Annotated in this window: 13 protein-coding genes; 12 read left to right on the forward strand and 1 reads right to left on the reverse strand. The window is 48.8% G+C overall.

The features are described from left to right. The first annotated feature begins 104 nt into the window (after positions 1-104). The 4 genes from adhE to HZS85_RS10135 all read left to right on the forward strand — a co-directional run bounded on the left by adhE (position 105) and on the right by HZS85_RS10135 (position 7,438). Positions 105-2,699, forward strand: coding sequence for a bifunctional acetaldehyde-CoA/alcohol dehydrogenase (gene adhE / locus HZS85_RS10120; RefSeq protein ID WP_214855553.1), 2,595 nt, complete (start codon positions 105-107; stop codon positions 2,697-2,699). Between the two features lie 190 nt (positions 2,700-2,889). Further along, complete coding sequence (locus tag HZS85_RS10125) at positions 2,890-4,290, forward strand: hypothetical protein (RefSeq protein ID WP_214855555.1); 1,401 nt, start codon at positions 2,890-2,892, stop codon at positions 4,288-4,290. Between the two features lie 45 nt (positions 4,291-4,335). Beyond that, positions 4,336-4,617, forward strand: coding sequence for a hypothetical protein (locus HZS85_RS10130; RefSeq protein ID WP_214855557.1), 282 nt, complete (start codon positions 4,336-4,338; stop codon positions 4,615-4,617). A gap of 106 nt (positions 4,618-4,723) precedes the next feature. Next, the gene (locus HZS85_RS10135) at positions 4,724-7,438 is read left to right on the forward strand and encodes a bifunctional 2',3'-cyclic-nucleotide 2'-phosphodiesterase/3'-nucleotidase (protein WP_214855559.1); all 2,715 of its coding nucleotides are present in this window, start codon (positions 4,724-4,726) and stop codon (positions 7,436-7,438) included. A 38-nt stretch (positions 7,439-7,476) separates the two neighbouring features. On the opposite strand, the gene HZS85_RS10140 is transcribed toward HZS85_RS10135, so the two are convergent. Beyond that, on the reverse strand, positions 7,477-8,358 hold the full coding sequence (locus tag HZS85_RS10140; protein WP_214855561.1) for a LysR family transcriptional regulator: 882 nt from the start codon (positions 8,356-8,358) through the stop codon (positions 7,477-7,479). A gap of 101 nt (positions 8,359-8,459) precedes the next feature. Here HZS85_RS10140 and HZS85_RS10145 point away from each other — a divergent pair, with 101 nt between their 5' ends. The 8 genes from HZS85_RS10145 (at position 8,460) to HZS85_RS10180 (ending at position 17,965) form a co-directional block, all read left to right on the forward strand. After that, on the forward strand, positions 8,460-9,479 hold the full coding sequence (locus tag HZS85_RS10145) for a ketopantoate reductase family protein (RefSeq protein WP_214855563.1): 1,020 nt from the start codon (positions 8,460-8,462) through the stop codon (positions 9,477-9,479). A 13-nt stretch (positions 9,480-9,492) separates the two neighbouring features. Beyond that, positions 9,493-10,230, forward strand: a complete 738-nt coding sequence (locus HZS85_RS10150) for an acetoacetate decarboxylase (protein WP_214855566.1) — start codon at positions 9,493-9,495, stop codon at positions 10,228-10,230. 101 nt (positions 10,231-10,331) lie between these two features. Next, on the forward strand, positions 10,332-10,850 hold the full coding sequence (locus HZS85_RS10155; protein WP_214855569.1) for a GrpB family protein: 519 nt from the start codon (positions 10,332-10,334) through the stop codon (positions 10,848-10,850). Next, positions 10,843-11,289 (forward strand): DinB family protein, encoded by a 447-nt coding sequence (locus tag HZS85_RS10160; RefSeq protein WP_214855571.1) that lies wholly within the window; start codon positions 10,843-10,845, stop codon positions 11,287-11,289. Before HZS85_RS10155 ends, HZS85_RS10160 begins: the two co-directional genes overlap by 8 nt. Before the next feature lie 19 nt (positions 11,290-11,308). Next, a complete protein-coding gene (locus tag HZS85_RS10165) occupies positions 11,309-12,193 on the forward strand; it encodes an alpha/beta fold hydrolase (protein ID WP_214855573.1) in 885 nt (294 codons plus the stop codon). 486 nt (positions 12,194-12,679) lie between these two features. Continuing rightward, positions 12,680-13,801 (forward strand): GTP-binding protein, encoded by a 1,122-nt coding sequence (locus HZS85_RS10170; RefSeq protein WP_214855977.1) that lies wholly within the window; start codon positions 12,680-12,682, stop codon positions 13,799-13,801. A gap of 111 nt (positions 13,802-13,912) precedes the next feature. Continuing rightward, a complete protein-coding gene (locus HZS85_RS10175; protein WP_214855575.1) occupies positions 13,913-15,436 on the forward strand; it encodes a cardiolipin synthase in 1,524 nt (507 codons plus the stop codon). A 153-nt stretch (positions 15,437-15,589) separates the two neighbouring features. Then, positions 15,590-17,965 carry a glycoside hydrolase family 31 protein gene (locus tag HZS85_RS10180; protein ID WP_214855577.1) on the forward strand — a complete coding sequence of 792 codons (2,376 nt, stop codon included), beginning with the start codon at positions 15,590-15,592 and terminating at the stop codon, positions 17,963-17,965. The last annotated feature ends 26 nt before the right edge of the window (positions 17,966-17,991 follow it).

The following is a 17,991-nucleotide window of genomic DNA, read 5'->3' on the forward strand; positions in this document are numbered from 1 at the left end:
TTTGTGAAGGAAAGCACAAACTATTGAAAAACAGCTTGGCATTCCTGACATAATGGTTGGCAAATCAAACTCAGATTCGTTCCACGACAGGGAGGAAACCACTCATGGCTGTGAAAGAAAAAACAAAATCGACGGCAACGCCGGTCGAACAAGCAATTGGACAAATCGTTGAAAAAGGACAACGTGCATTACAGGAGTTATTGACATTCGATCAAGAAAAAATCGATACGATCGTCCGTGATATGGCACTTGCCGGACTTGAACGGCACGTCGAACTCGCTCGTCTCGCAACAGAAGAGACAGGTCGGGGTGTCTTTGAAGATAAGATGATTAAAAATATATTTGCGACAGAATACATCTACAACAGTCTACGTCATGAAAAAACGGTCGGGATTCTGGAAGAAGATGTACAAAACGGCATCACGTATATCGCTGAACCGGTCGGTGTCGTCTGTGGTGTCACACCAGTCACGAACCCGACATCGACGACGATGTTCAAAGCATTGATTGCGATCAAGACCCGCAACCCGATCGTCTTCGCGTTCCACCCGTCGGCACAACGGTGTTCCGTCGAAGCGGCGAAAACACTCCGCGACGCAGCCATCAAAGCAGGGGCACCGAAAGACTGCATTCAATGGGTCGAAGAACCATCACTTGAAGCAACGAAAGTCTTGATGAACCACGAAAACATCGCCATGGTCCTTGCGACAGGTGGAGCAGGAATGGTCAAATCAGCATATTCAACAGGTAAGCCGGCACTCGGTGTTGGACCAGGGAACGTTCCTTGCTACATTGAACAATCTGCAAAAGTCAAACGGGCAGTCAGCGATCTCGTTCTCTCAAAAACGTTTGATAACGGGATGATTTGTGCGTCTGAGCAAGCCGTCATCGTTGACCAAGAAATATATGCAACGGTCCGTGCAGAAATGGAAGCACTCGGTTGTTACTTCTGTACACCGGAAGAAAAACAACGCCTCGAATCACTCGTCATTAAAACTGATACATGTGCCGTCAACGCGGACATCGTCGGGAAACCTGCGACATGGATAGCAGAACAAGCTGGGATCGATGTTCCGGAAACGACGGTCATGCTCGTCGCGGAACTCGAGCACGTTGGAGCAGCAGAACCACTGTCTCATGAAAAACTCAGTCCCGTCCTCGGTGCTTACCGTGTCGCATCCACCGAAGAAGCGTTTACGATTGCTGAACAGATGCTTGAAATCGGGGGTCTCGGTCATACCGCCGTCATTCATACGACGAACGATGATTTGATGACAGCATTCGGACTCCGCATGAAAGCCTGCCGGATCCTCGTCAACAGTCCATCTGCTCATGGCGGAATCGGTGATCTTTATAACGAGTTGACACCATCACTGACACTCGGTTGCGGCTCATATGGGAAAAACTCTGTTTCTGAAAACGTGACTGCGAAACATTTACTCAACGTCAAAAAGGTGGCGAGACGACGCGTGAACATGCAATGGTTCAAGGTACCAGAAAAAATCTACTTCGAAAAGAACTCCGTTCAGTACCTCCGGTCAATGACTGACGTCTCACGCGTCATGATTGTCACCGATCCAACGATGGTACAGTTCGGTTATGCCGATAAAGTGATTCAAAACTTGCCACAGTCCGTCAGTTACCGAATCTTCGACCAAGTCGAACCAGATCCATCGGTGACGACTGTTCAGACAGGTGCCCAAGCCATGCGTGACTTCAAACCCGACTTGATCATCGCTCTTGGTGGTGGGTCAGCGATGGATGCTGCAAAAGGAATGTGGCTCTTCTATGAACAGCCGAACGAAACGTTCTCAAACTTGCGTCAAAAATTCCTGGATATCCGTAAGCGTGCCTACAAATTCCCGACACTCGGTCGTCAAGCGAAGTTCGTCGCGATTCCGACGACATCGGGTACGGGTTCAGAAGTGACACCGTTCACCGTCATCACGGATAAAGAGAAAAACGTCAAATACCCGATTGCTGACTATGCCTTGACACCCGACGTCGCGATCGTTGATCCGGAATTTGTCATGACCGTCCCGGCTTCGATTACTGCTGATACCGGAATGGACGTCTTGACTCATGCAACAGAAGCATACGTATCGGTTCTTGCGAACGACTACACGGATGGACTGGCACTCAAAGCAATCAAGATGATCTTTGACTACTTGCCACGAGCGTACGAGAACGGATCTGACGCAGAAGCTCGGGAAAAAGTGCACAATGCGTCAACGATGGCAGGGATGGCTTTCGCGAACGCCTTCCTCGGAATCAACCACTCGATCGCGCACAAAATCGGTGGGGAATTCCACACACCACACGGACGGACGAACGCGATCCTGATGCCACACGTCATTCGTTATAATGCGTCACGCCCAACGAAACTGGCAGCATTCCCAAAATACGAATCATTCGTCGCCGATGAACGGTATGCCGACATCGCACGTTACCTCGGTCTTCCGGCAGCAACGACAGAACAAGGGGTCGAATCACTTATTCAAGCAGTTGCCGATCTTGGACAACGTCTCAACATCAAGATGTCATTCAAGGCGCAAGGTATTCAAAAAGCAGACTTTGAGGCAAAACTCGATAAGATGGCAGTCGATGCTTTCGAAGATCAATGTACGACAGCGAATCCAAAGATGCCGCTTGTCGCTGAATTACGGACGATCATGGAACAAGCATACGAAGGCATCTAATAGAGAAAAAAATACTATGGCAAAAGATCGTTCAACCGGCTTCTCACTCTGAGAAGTCGGTTTTTGTTTTGGAAATCGATGGAGACAGTCAGAGAAAAAGTGGGATATAATGGCTGTTGAATGAATTTGATGTTTTTGGTTTCGTTGTAGCAGGAATATTCAAACATCAGACATAAAAGGAGGAAATGGGATGGAGTCAAGGCAAGAAAGGAAACAACGACGGTTTTCCGTCTGGGACGTTCTGTATGGCGTCCTCATCGGTCTCATCTTTTTCGGTGTCATCTACGGTGTGATGGCATTTTTGACTTCACAAATCACCTCATCCTCAGACTATCAGGATCTCGTGAAGCAGATGCAACAGGCGGATATCACATGGGAAGAGACAGACATCACTGTTTCGTTGATGCTTTTGTTCGTCGGTGGGCTGTCGATCACGATGCCGAGCGCAGTCCGAGAAGGGATCATCAATCAGGTGCTGGATGCAAGTTCTGCCGGCGACGTCTTATCGTTGTTTGGGATTGACTTAAAACAAGTCCTCGCGCCATTGACGTTCGATGTCTCTTACGGCACGTTGCTTTATTCTGTTTTTGGTATCGGATTGATCGTCCTGTTATTTTTAGTGTTACGGATTAAGGCAAGTCGGCTTGGGTGGACGATTCGATCGGTCAGTTTCTTTTTAACGGTCGGCATCATCTGGTTTGTTCTTGCCGGACGCGGAAACAGTGTCCCATTCCTTGCGTTACAAGACGGCTATGCGATGAGCGGGATCTTACCGCTTCTCGTCGTCAGTCTGATTGGTTGGATGGCGTTTTTCCCGCAAAAGTTATCCGGTCTGACAGCTGCCGGACGTGCCAGCTTGCTGATTTTGATGTTCGCGAGTACGCTCCAACTTGTCTTTACGGTGCAGGACGAAGCGGAGTATGACGGTGATTCCTCACTACGAACGGCATTGACCGTTGCGAGTCTGAACGCCGGAAGTGGAGGGATGTATGACTGGATTCATGGTGGACAAGTCGTGTATCAAGCAGACGTCCTTGGAGCGAATGCGGAAATCCCGGTTTCGATGCTAAACGGGGAGACTTCAACGGAACAGCTCAATGACTCGATTCAGAAAGTTGTCGATGGGATTGATACGAATCGGGTGACGGAACAATTGCTGACGTTAGTCGGTGGAGAACGTCCTGATTTATCAGCAACACAATTGAAGCTTGATCCTGTTGATTACGGTGTCGCACGACAGACGATCCAAGCAATTGATGCTGAATCGGCCGGAACGACGGCACCAAACATCTCAAGTGAGAGTGCGTATTGGGTGTTGTTACTCGTGACATTTGTGATTTACTTCGTCTGTAGTATCCGGAGTTTCAAGTCGATCATCGACCCATTCATTTTTGCGATCGCGATCGGTGTCATCAGCTTCATCGTCAGTCAAGCTTCATATGTTCAGTTCGCGATGAAGTGGCGGAGTGACGTCTTATTCGAGTTCGCTCAACAGACGGCAGGATGGACGGTGCTTTTCGCAACAGGACTTGCGTTACTTGGTGGAATTCTTGGTTATGTCGTCCGGCGGAAGCCCGACAAAACGGTTTAAGAGACGTGGAGTGATGAAGCTCTTCCACTAGGAGATGTGCCATGAATGGAGACGACGAACGTTATTGTCATTCTCGCTTTCCACAAGCGGGAGGTAAGCCGCGGTATCCTAAACTACGTTTCGTCTACCGGGTCTCACCTGACCCTGACGAAAGCGAAAAACGTGCTTTTTTTTCCGGTAGGAGTTGAGAATGAACAATTACGTTCTACATCAATTATAAACGATACGTTTTCAGGTTCATGTCCTGAAATGTATCGTTTTTTTTTATTGAACCTGATTTGTAAAGGTAAAATCAACAATGTAAAGCCAGTATTTGGAATTGGTTAAGTAGGTTAAATAAGACGGATGTCCGACCTATTTGAAAGGACTATTAGCTATAATCGAACCATGCTAAATTAATGAAGCAGTTAAAACTTCCTGGGGGGAAATACATATGAAAAAAGCTACAAAACTTGTCATCGCATCGACATTGATCGCACCGATGCTCGTACCAGTCGTTCAAGTCAAGACACTTGCTGCCGACAACAGTGTCGTCAAGTTACGCTTCTTAGAAACAACGGATTTACATACGAACTCAATGAACTACGATTATTTCAAGGATGCGCAGGACGAGACGATCGGTCTCGTCAAAGCGGCTACAGTCATCAAACAGCAACAAACGGAAGTGGGCGCGACGAACAGCTTCTTGTTTGATAACGGAGATACTCTTCAAGGAACGCCGTTTGGTGATTACGTCAAGAATCAGTATGACAAAGGAAACAAAGGCAAACATCCGATGTACGAATTGATGGAATACCTCGGTTATGATGCAGTCACACTCGGAAACCATGAATTCAACTTCGGTCTTGATTTCCTCAAGTCAGCGATGAGTGCTTCGAGCGGTTCAATCAAGTTCGTCAACTCGAACGTATTGGATGCAGTCACGAAAAAGCCAATCGTCGCGGACTACAACAAAGATGGAAAAGACTATCAAATCATCGAACGTCAAGTCAAGGACCAGAACGGTGACATGAAAACAGTCAAAGTGGGTGTGTTCGGAGTCGTCACGCCACAAATCATGGCATGGGATGCGGGGAACCTGACGGGGAAAGTCACGGCTGAAGATATCATCCCGACTGCTAAAGCAACAGCGAAGAAATTAAAAGATGCTGGCGCAGATGTCGTCGTGGCACTCGCACATACAGGTATCGGGGATACGACGGATCAAAAAGATGGTGATGAGAACGTTGGCTACGCGTTGACGAAAGTCGCAGACATCGATGTCTTGATGACCGGTCACCAGCACGGCAAATTCCCGGCAGCCGATTCGGCGTTTAATAAACTACCAAACGTTGATGCAACGAACGGCTTGATCAATGGCAAGCCGGTCGTCATGGCAAACACACAAGGGAAAAACGTAGGAGTCATCGATCTTCAGTTGAAGCAAGTCGACGGGAAATGGGTCGTTGATACATCAGGTGCGAAACTAGCGGACGTGACGAAAGACACGACAGCAGATGCAGGCGCCGTCAAGTTGATCGAAAAAGCGCATGAAGGAACACTCGCTTATATTCGTCAAGAAGTCGGGACGATCAATGATGATATCCAGAGCTACTTCGCTCTTGCACAAGATGATGATTCAGTTCAGTTCGTGACGAATGCTCAAAAATGGTATGTCGAGAAACAACTCAAAGAAAATGCGGATCTTGCGAAATATAAAGATCTCCCGTTGTTATCAGCAGGTGCACCATTCAAAACAGGTGGTCGTAACCAAGTCAACGCATCCGATTACACATTGATCAAAAAGGGACCGATCGCACTGAAGAACGTTGCCGATCTCTATGTTTATCCGAATACACTCGAAGTCGTCAAAGTAACAGGTGCTGACGTCAAAGATTGGCTCGAGATGTCTGCCGGTCAATTCAACCAAGTTGGTGGTGAGCAGACAGAGTTGTTGAACAAAGAATTCCGGAGCTACAACTTCGATATTCTCGATGGCTTGACATATGAAATCGATATCACGAAACCGGCGAAATTCGATTATAACGGTGGTGTCGCCAATAAAGATGCAAGTCGTGTTCAAAACATCAAGTATCAAGGCAAAGCGATCACAGACGACCAAGAATTCCTCGTCGCGACGAACAACTATCGTGCAGGCAGTGCGACATTCCCAGGTCTTGGGAAAGGTCAAAATATCGTCTACAAATCAGCATATGAAACACGTAACGTTATCTCAGACTTCATCAAAGCAAAACAACCAGTCGACTATAAAGCGGACGACAACTGGTCACTCGTCGCAAGCAAACCGATGACGGTCAGCTTTGATTCAGCGGCTGCAGCTGCACCGTACGTTAAGCGGTATGAAGGAATCACGAACACAGGTGAAACACGTCCAGGTGAGACAGGTACATTCCTCAAATTCAACATGAACGTGCCGATGAAAGACTTCACGGTCTCGGCAAAAGCAGTTAAACCAGGTGCAAAAGTCGTCACAGGTCAAGCCGTTCCGGGCGCAAAAGTCACGGTCAAACTCGGCAATAAAGTCCTTGGAACAGCAACTGCAAACGAAGCGGGTCAATATGAAGTCGTGACACGTCCGCTCAAATTGCGTGACAAGTTGACAATCGTCTCAGAACTCAGCTTCATGAAAACAGAAACGAACGTGACGGTCGGAACAGGTGTCGTTGCGACACCGGCAATCGATAAAAAATCAGCAGTTTACGGATCAACTATCCTCCGCGGTAAAGCAACGGAAGGTCTTGACGTCACCCTCTACAAAGGATCAACGAAGATTGCGAAAGCGAAAACGACGGCAAGCGGCTTCAAAATCGCGGTCAAAAATGGTCTAACGACAGGTACGTACACGGTCAAGTCGACAGACATCTCGAACAAGATCACGAAAAAGGCGTCGTTCACGATTAAGAACACGTATCCGGTCAAAAAATGGTCAGGCAAAAAGACGTTGACAGGTAAAGTCGAAAAACGACAAATCGTCCGCCTCTACCAAAAAACAGCGTCTGGTTACCAATTGATCGCCCAAGACGTGGCGGACCAGCACGGGAACTACGTTCTGAAGATGCGTCAGGCATTGACGAACGGCTCATATAAACTCAACATCTATACAGCGAATGATCATCTTGATCAATCACGCTACTTCATCACGAAGTAATATGAAAAACGGATGTCTGCATATGCAGGCATCCGTTTTTATTTGATTAGATATGCGCGTTGCGAAAGTAGAAACAGTTTAATGCGTTCGTACATGATTGCTTGTTCGACCGTCAATTGATTCGTCGCATGCGACATGTAGAGTCGTGACTTTACTGTAAATACATCGTCCGTAATGAAGGGAAGCCCCATCTCGCGACAGACGGAAACAGGAACAAAGCTGTAATATCGTTGCTGGCGTAAGGCGAGCTGAAGTGAGACGTCATCGATGTAGTGCGTGGTATCGGCATAGATATTCAGTTCCGCCATCTTCAATTGGATGAAACGGTTGTAGTCCTTATTGTGGGACGGGAACAAAAAGGCAGTTTCGGTTTCATCCGCATAGAGCATCTTAATTGCTTCTTTCTCTGAATAAGAAGCTGGATACGTGATGACAATATCTTCTTCCACGATCGGTTCACTCGTAATGAGCGGATGTTTGAGTTCCATGAAGCTGATCGAGAAATGGAATTCTTGATGAAGGAGACCGCTCAGGATTTCACGGTTCGAGAGGATGTCCGAGTTGAACAAGGGAGCAGTTTGTGGAAGAAGAAACTCCCGTAGAATCAATTGGATGAAGCGACCATGTGAACTGGCAAGACTGAGTGGTGTTTCCGTTGATGCATCGTTTCGTACCATTCGTTCCTGAACACGTGTCAACTCGTGTTCGATTTTTTCGACAGACTGAAGTAACAGTCGACCATTTTCAGTCAAACTGATCGTTCTGCCTTTTCGATGAAATAATATCGTGTTCAATTCACGCTCGAGTTTCTTGATCGTCGCACTAAGGGCAGGTTGGCTGATGAATAATCGTTCGGCAGCACGCGTTACGTTCAATTCCTCAGCGACGTGACGAAAATAATTTAAATGTAAGAGTTCCATGATATCCTCCTGACATAACCTATAGGTTATCAAAACATATAATTATATATATTTCCGTTTATGATGAAACTAGTATACCGTATATTCCAGAGGTGATAGAAATGAAAATCGGAATTTACGGAGCAGGATCCCTTGGAACCATCATGGGAGCTTATCTAAGTCAACAGTATGCGGATGTCGATTTGATTGATACGAACCGCGCACATATCGAGGCGCTGAACACAACAGGGGCACACGTCATTGGTCCGGATTTAACGCAAGCTGTTCATGCCATTCATCCGGATGACATCACAGAGACGTACGATATCATATTATTGCTGACGAAGCAGGTCTACAATGAACCGGTCCTCGCGAAAGTGCGGACGATCTTGAAGGAAGACGGCATTCTCGTCTCCTTGCAAAACGGTGTACCGGAAGAGTTCATTCAACAACAGATTCCAAGCGAACGTATCATTGCGGGATCCGTCGAGTTCGGAGCGACATACGTCGGACCAGGTGAGTCACGCTTGACATCAGATTACGAACATTTCAAGACGTATGCGATGCAAATCGGTGAACTGGACGGGAAGAAGACGGATCGGATCGTCCAACTGAAGGAAATCCTTGATCACATCGGTGGGACAGAAATCTCTGATAATCTACCAGGAACGAAATGGTCAAAACTCGTCATCAATAGTACGTTCAGTGGTTTATCCGCTGCGTGTAACGGTACGTACGGCGACGTTCTCGATCATCCTGTCTTGTTACGGGCAGCAATCCATACAATGCAGGAAGTTGTTGAGGTCGGTCACGCCCACGGCATCACATTCGCAATGATGAGTACGTTTGAGCCGGCAGCCTATGCGACATTAGACGATATCGATGAAAAATTGATCACTGTACCACGATTGATGCACGGATCACGCGACTTAGAAGCGAGTATGTTGCAGGATTTACAAAAAGGACAACCGACTGAAATTCGTTTCATCAATGGGATCGTCACGATGTACGGCAAGACGTACGATATCGCAACACCGTTCAACTCACTCATTCAAGAAATCGTAGAAGAAGCGCAAGCAGCGAAGACAGTTCCTGATTTTGAAACAAGTGTCGCACGCTTTGAAACATTATTGAATGCGTAAAGGAGGAATTCAGATGAGACAAGAAGATGTAAAAAATGTCGTCGCGACGCCGATCAATGCGCCGGTCTTTCCGGCAGTCGATATCTTCTTTCGGAATCGGGAATACTTGAACATCATCTATGAGACGGACATCGAAGCGTTACAAGCAGTCGTTCCGGAACCGCTTGAGGTGCTGAGCAATCAGATCAAGTTCGAGATCATCAATATGCCAGATAGCACAGGTCTTGGGAGTTATCTTGAGTGCGGGCAAGTCATTCCGGTTCGGTATCAAGGGGAAATCGGTGAGTTCTACCTATCGATGTATGTCAACAATCAGCCGGCGATCGCATCTGGTCGAGAAGTAGCTGCTTTTCCGAAGAAGTATGGTTCACCCCGATTGTATCTCGACAATGATGTACTCGTTGGAACGCTTGACTATCATTCGCTCCGCGTTGCACAAGCGACGATGGGATACAAATACGTTCCGATGGCAGTCGAAGAGGCACAGTCAATTGTCGGTGCGCCGCAGTTCATGCTCAAACAACATCGCGGTTATCAAGGCGAGTTGATCATCTCTGAACTGACACGCAGTCAAATCACGGATCTTGAGATTAAAGAAGCATATCGTGGACCGGCTCGGCTTCAATTGTTTGAACATGTCATGGCACCACTCGCTGACTTCCCTGTTCGAAAGGTCGTCGATGCTCAGCATATCATCGCTGATCTCCGACTCGGTGGACCTGCGAAACTGTTTGATTATCTAAAGGACTAACACTTCTCTAACATCATATGTAGCAAAACGACCTCCAAAACGGATGGTCGTTTTGTTTTACCCTAAAAACTGGCATACTGAGATGAGAGGGGGAGACGATCATGCGACAAGTCATTGTGTTACCGTATCAATCAGAGTGGGCGAGTGAATACGAGCGAGAAGCGGACCGATTACGGGAGGTGTTCGGAGTACGTCTTAAGCAAATCCATCATATGGGAAGTACATCAGTTCCAGGACTCGCGGCAAAACCGATCATCGATATCCTGCCTGTTGTCGATGCGCTCGAGGGAATCGAGCAGTTTGATGAACCGATGGAAGCACTCGGTTACGAAGCGAAGGGTGAATTCGGCATGCCGGGACGCCGCTATTACCGAAAAGGCGGCGACGAACGGACGCATCACATCCATCTCTATGCGGCGGGAAATCCAGAAATCATGCGTCATCTCGTCTTCCGGGATTACTTACGTACCCATCCAGAAGAAGCCGCTGCTTACGGAGCATTAAAGGAACAATTAGCGACAACATATCCGCTCGATATCGAAGCCTATATCGCCGGCAAGGATGCGTTCGTCAAGGAACTCGAACTCCGCGCAATTGCTTGGGGGAACGCGCATGACTGACTGGGAACGTGCTCTCATTCGCCATGTCAGTGTTGGTGTAAAGACGTCGAAAGTCTTGTTTGAGAAGATCGAAGCAAAGGACTGGAACGCGCAACCGATCCCCGGGAAGCGGACCGTCGGTGAAGTCGCCGTCCATCTTGCTGTATTGCTTGAAGCCGATTTAATGCTCGCAGAAGGAGCAACGGCAGAAGCGATGCAGGCATTTTATGCGGAACCGGTCATGTGCAATCAGTTATCAAAGCGAATCAATCAAGCCTTTCGGGTCTATCAAGAAAAAGTCACAATCGGATTTTTGACGCGTCCGACGTACTGGGGGGTTACCGACTCGATGAACGGCTGGGCGATCGAAGCAGCCGTGCATCTCTATCATCATCGATCCCAGTTATTTGATTACTTGAACATCCTTGGGTACGAACTAGAGATTTCGTTATTTGAATGAATGGAAGTAGGGATAGTGTATGGAATATATCGTCGAAACATCAGCCGGTCGATTTGATACCCGGTTGACGGGAAGTGGGGACGTCACATTCGTCCTCGATCACGGGATGATGTCGAATCGGCATCAGTGGGGTTGGCTCCGAACTGAATTATTGAAACGGGGGCAGGTCTTTGAATATTCGCGTCTCGGTTATGGGCGGTCGAGTCGTGGCAAAAACAAACGACTCTTTACACATCAAGCGGATGAGTTGGCAGATGTTTTACGGATACTTCAAGTCGAAGGACCCTATGTCTTCATCGGTCACTCGCTCGGAGCTTATATCTCGCTTGCAAGTGGACGCCTGTTTGCAGACGAGACACGCGGCATCGTATTGCTTGATCCGTCGCACCCGGATGTCGATGCGGCATTGCCGAACTGGTACGAACGAACACAAGAGGAGTGGAATCGATTCCTCTATTTCCTTAGTCACGTCCGACCAATCGCCTGGATGATTCCTGATCGTCTCGGCAAAAAGATGTTCAGTGTCTTACCGGAAGCCGATCAATTACCGATGTGGCAGCATTTTGCGGCACCTGGGCATTGGCAGGGAACGCTCGATGAATGGCGAACGGTCGAGGAGAACAATCAGATGATTCTTTCGTTGATCGAAGACGTGACGCAGCCGGTCCTCGTCCTGTCCGCTTCGAACTGGGCGGGTGGTATGCCAGAAAGTTGGTTGAACCCGGCATTGACCGAACAAATCAATGCGGCTCACGCTGCGTTCGCTGACAGTTTACCGAACGGAATGTATCATGTGATTGCAGATACGAATCATTACACGATCGCCGGATTTTCACACGAGGCAGCGGAGCGGATCACGGATTTGATTGGCTCGACATGGGATTTACCGATTCAAAGTCAGTAGTAAGGTTACGCTTTTTCGTTTCGCTCGAATCGTTTTCCTGGGACAAGCATCGCGCCGGTACATTTCGTTGCAAGGTCGCTCCTGCTTGTATTTCCCTAAAAAGAAATTCCGAGCGGAAAAAAGTTTCTTTTCTTGTGCTTCGGAATATCTGACGGAGCTGACTCTAAAGCCAGTATCTACAAAGAATGACGAATGACGCGTCACACACCACTCCTACAGGAAAAAGCGCATTATGCGCTGTCAGAGACAAACAAGACCCGTTTTCCTGCTTGAAGGAAGCAGGAAAACTGGCTTGTGTCTCGCCTGAGGAAAGGGCGTGAGAAGATGCGTCATTTTTTTGGAGTCAGCCCGGTCTACTCCTTGAGTCGATGCTTATCGGCTTTTTTTTTAGGGAACAAAATAAATCGAAATCATTACGATTGACGTCAGATAAAAAGTCGGTTACTCTATAAAACGTAACGATTACGTTTTGGAGGGTGAATGATGATGCAACCGATATCGATCACCGTTTTATCCGGTTACTTAGGATCCGGTAAAACGACACTATTGAACCATTTGCTACATAATCGCGAAGGGCGCCGTCTTGCGATCATCGTCAACGACATGAGTGAGGTCAACATTGACGCGGCATTGATTGAGCAAGGCGGATTCTCGCGGACTGAAGAGTCGTTCGTCACGCTTTCGAACGGCTGCATTTGCTGCACATTGCGGGATGATCTGTTGCTTGAAGTCAAACGCCTCGTCGATCAAGGCGATATTGACGGGATCGTCATCGAATCGAGTGGTATCTCGGAACCGATTCCGGTCGCCCAGACCTTCACGTATGAAGATTTGGACAGTGCCATCGACTTATCACAAGTCACGAAAATCAATGCGATGGTCACGGTCATCGATGGGTACCGTTTCCTGAAGGACTTCGAATCCGGTGAGTCGTTGATCGAGCGCAGACAGGCAGTCGATGAGACAGACGTGCGCGAAGTCGTCGATCTACTCGTCGACCAAGTCGAGTTTGCGGACATCATTGTCTTAAATAAAGTCGATCGCCTGACACCGGAAGAACGCCATACCGTCATCGGCTATCTAAAGGCATTGAATCCAGTGGCTCGTCTGATTGAGACGACGTATGGTCAAGTCGATCCGACAGAGATATTAGACGTTGATCTATTTGACTTCGAACAAGCAGCAGCAAGTGCCGGTTGGATCCGCGAGTTGAATGCCGAAGAACATCTTCCGGAAACGGAAGAATACGGGATCAGTTCATTCGTCTACAAACGCGACATGCCATTCCATCCTGAGCGTTTGCTTGCCTTGATCGAAGATTGGCCGCAAGAAGTCGTCCGGGCGAAAGGATTCTTGTTCCTCGCGACACGTCCTGAGATGGCACTATTGTTCCATCAGGCAGCATATGCGTCGAACATGGAATATGCTGGTCGTTTTGCATCAGATGAGGACCGACGGACCGAACTCGTCTTGATCGGCATCGAACTGGAGCAAGAGAAGCTCGAAGCGCTATTCGATGCGTGTCTCGTCCAGGAACACGAAACGGACTGGGCGTCACTGAATGATCCAATCCCTGGTCGCGAGATGTACGAAGAAAACTTTCTATAAGAGGTCAATCTTTTGGGAAACCGTACCTGCGGTTTCTCTTTTTTGTTATATTTTCATAGTGAATGGGGAAAGAATACTAGTGAAGGTATGTTAATTGAAGGAGGAAGGTCTGTGCGTAACCGGATTTTACAATTCGCACTCGTATTTTTAGTCGCCGGTGGCATCATTTGGGGACTATATCAACTCGGCTATTTATTTTATGTCTTAACGATTTCAGCGACGGTCGTGCCGCTCGCCGTCATCATGATCATCTTCATCGAGAACCGGACAGCGGAATCAACGATCGCTTGGTTCCTCGTTCTAATTTTCTTACCGATTCTCGGAGTCATCATCTGGTTGATGTTCGGTCGGAATCCACGGCGTCGCCGCCGGAATCGTCGTTCGCATGACGAACGGAAATTGCTGAAACAAGCGATTCGTCCAGTCCGGTCGCTTGCCGTCAGTGAATTGCCAACGAATCACTTGAAGCTTGCGAACACGATTCGTAACTTCGGTGGGGGCGGGGTGGACGTTCATACAGCAAGTGAGATTTTGACGAACGGGGAAGCGACGTTCCCGGCGATTCTTGACGCAATTCGTCAAGCGAAACATCACGTCCACATCCAGTACTACATCTATCGAAACGATGAGACAGGCAAGGCAATCCGGGAAGCATTGGTCGAGCGACTCGAAGCGGGAGTCGAAGTGCGGTTCATGTATGACGGACTTGGAAGCTATATGCTTGGTGAGAATTTCCTACGTCCGTTACGCGACGCTGGGGCACATATCGCAGCCTATGATCCAATCTCGAGTCCCTTATTCATCTTCACGGCGAACTTCCGCAATCACCGGAAAATCGTCGTCGTTGATGGGAAGGTTGGCTTCACCGGTGGACTGAACGTCGGTGATGAGTACGATAGCAAGAGTAAGAAGTTCGGGTTTTGGCGCGATACGCACTTACGGCTCGAAGGACGTGCCGTTAAGGAATTACAAGCGACGTTCCTCGACGACTGGATTTATGCCCAAATCGAATCGGACGACACATGGGAGACGTTTGCGGGGGAAGAGACAATCCACCAGTACTTCCCGAAACATGATGTTGCGTCCGACGGAGCGATTCAAATCGTCACGAGCGGACCGACCTCAAAGGATCCCGCGATTCGCAATGCCTTGATTGCGGCCATCATCTCGGCGCAACGCTCGATCTGGATCGCGACACCGTATTTGATTCCGGACAATGAGACGATGACGTTACTTCGACTTGCTGCACGTGCCGGGCTTGACGTCCGCATCCTGACACCGGGGAAAGGCGATAGCTTTACGTCTTACTACGGCACCCGTTCCTACTTTGGACCACTCCTGAAAGATGGGGTCAAGATTTACACGTACAACCGTCACTTCATCCATGCCAAACTATTTCTCGTCGACGGCAAGATTGGGGCTGTCGGAACGGCAAACATGGACATTCGCAGTTTTGTCCTCAACTATGAGCTAATGGCGTTCCTGTACGATACGGAAAGTGCCGAACAGCTCGAGCGTGACTTCATTGCTGATTTCGACGTCTCGATTCAGTTATCATCGAATGATTACGTCAAACGTCCGCTCCGCTTCCGGATTTTCGAGTCACTTTCGCGCTTGATTTCACCCTTATTATGACGCAACGTCCCGCATCGATTTTCAGGTGCGGGACGTTTTTTTGATTCATTCTTCCTTGAAGTGGGAACATGAACTCTTATACACTAGATGTGTAATCGGTTGCACACTACTTAGCCTGGAAGGAAGTGAAAGGGGCGGAAGTCCCGAATTCGTATGCGAACAATTGATGAATCCCATTTCTACACGCGCGACATGAAACCACAAGCACGACCAGACGCTATCATCCAAGGAGATGTCTACCGTTTCACGGTCTTGACGAGTCGGATGATCCGACTCGAATACGCGGCGGATGGACAATTCGAGGATCGACCGACCCAAACGGTCTTCAATCGTGATTTCCCGGTACCTGCTTATCGCATCGTCGAAAACGAGGAAGAATTGCAAATCATCACCGAGCACGTCCATCTGCATTATACGAAGGGACCGTTCGCTGCGAACACACTTTATATCGATGTCTTAGGGAACTTCAGTACCTATTACAGCCGTTATACGTTCGGCGGACCGCTCCGGACATTAAAAGGAACGGCACGGACGCTTGACCACGCGGACGGTGTCATTCCTCTCGAAGAAGGAATTGTCTCACGGCAAGGATACGCGGCGATCGACGATTCGAACGCCTTCGTGCTGACGGAAGACCACTTCGTCGAACCGCGACGCTCCGGTACGCATGACATCTATTATTTCGGATACGGTCACGACTACAAACAGGCACTGCGTGACTTCTACCACCTGACAGGACCGACACCGATGTTACCGCGTCAGGTACTCGGTAACTGGTGGAGTCGCTACTGGCGTTATAGTGAGAAGGAATACAAGGATTTGATGACACGCTTCAAGACGGAAGATATTCCGTTCTCGGTCAGTGTCATCGACATGGACTGGCACGTCACCGATATTCCGGAACGATACGGGAGCGGTTGGACGGGTTATACGTGGAACCTTGATCTCTTCCCGGATCCACGCGGCTTCTTGCAATGGTTGAAGGACGACGACCGGATGGTCACGCTTAACTTGCACCCGGCGGACGGGGTGCGTGGGTTTGAGGAAGCATACGAGGCGATGGCGGTCGCAATGGGTGTTGATCCCGAATCGGATGTTCGGATTCCGTTTGATTTTTCGGACCGGACGTTCATTGAGAACTACTTCACGAAGTTGCATCATCCGCATGAGGCAGATGGGGTCGACTTTTGGTGGATCGACTGGCAACAGGGCGCGAACTCGAAGATGAAGGGGCTCGATCCGCTCTGGATGCTCAACCATTATCATGCGCTTGATATCGCCCGCGATGGTAATCGACCGTTGATCTTCTCACGTTACGCGGGACCCGGAAGTCATCGTTATCCGGTCGGTTTCTCGGGCGATACGATCATCTCGTGGGCATCGCTCCAATTCCAGCCGTATTTCACGGCGACAGCGTCGAACATCGGTTACGGCTGGTGGAGTCATGATATCGGGGGGCACCAGCGCGGGGAAAAAGATGACGAGTTATCGACACGTTGGCTCCAGTACGGTGTCTTCAGTCCGATCATGCGTCTGCATAGTACGATGAGCATCTTCAATGGGAAGGAACCATGGCGCTATTCGACCGATGCGGCGAACGTCATGAAGAAATATTTACGACTCCGGCATCAGCTCGTGCCGTACATCTACACGATGAATGCCCGCAATCACTTTGACGGCTTGCCCCTCGTCTCACCGATGTATTATGAGCATCCAGAAGACGATCAAGCCTACAACGTCCCGAATCAGTTCTACTTCGGAACGGAATTGATCGTTGCGCCGATGGTCACGCCGATGCATCGGAAACTGCACATGACAGCTGCGATTGCATGGTTGCCAGAAGGGGAATGGTTCGATTTCTTCAATGGGCACCGGTACCGTGGCGGCAAACAGATCCGTCTGTTCCGCTATCTCGAAGACCAAGGCGTACTCGCGAAAGCCGGTGCGATCGTCCCACTCGGTCGTCATCTCGAACATTCGAATGCATTGCATAATCCGGACGATCTCGAAGTCGTCGTCTTCCCGGGAGCATCGAACCGGTTTACGTTGTTTGAAGACGACAGCACAGGGGTCGCACACCGCGACGGCGTCAATGTTGAGACGACATTCGCGCTCGACTGGGAAGCGCGTGAACTGACGATCGCTGCACCGACTGGACATCGTGACTTGCTACCGGAAAATCGGTCGATCACATTGATTTTACGTGGAGTCCGTGAAGGATACGTCCAGCGCGACGGAGAGAGTGTCACCGGTGTCTATGATCATGCGACACAGTCCCTTCGTGTCGAACTGGGTGAAGTGACCGATACGATCACATTGTCGCTTCAAGTCGAGATCTCGACGAACGAGAACAAGATGGATCGGTTGTATGCATTCCTCGACCAAGCGGAAATCAGCTATGACCTGAAGGATCGTTTGTATCGTCTATTGTCACAAAAGCTCGATCCGGTCAACATGATGCACCAGTTGCAAGCACTTGAACTGGAGAAGGATCTTGTCGACTGCCTGCTTGAGTTGATGTTGTCTTAAAAGATTTTACATGCATGCAAAAAGCC

Source organism: Exiguobacterium sp. s130 (genome assembly GCF_018619055.1).
GTDB lineage: Bacteria > Bacillota > Bacilli > Exiguobacteriales > Exiguobacteriaceae > Exiguobacterium_A.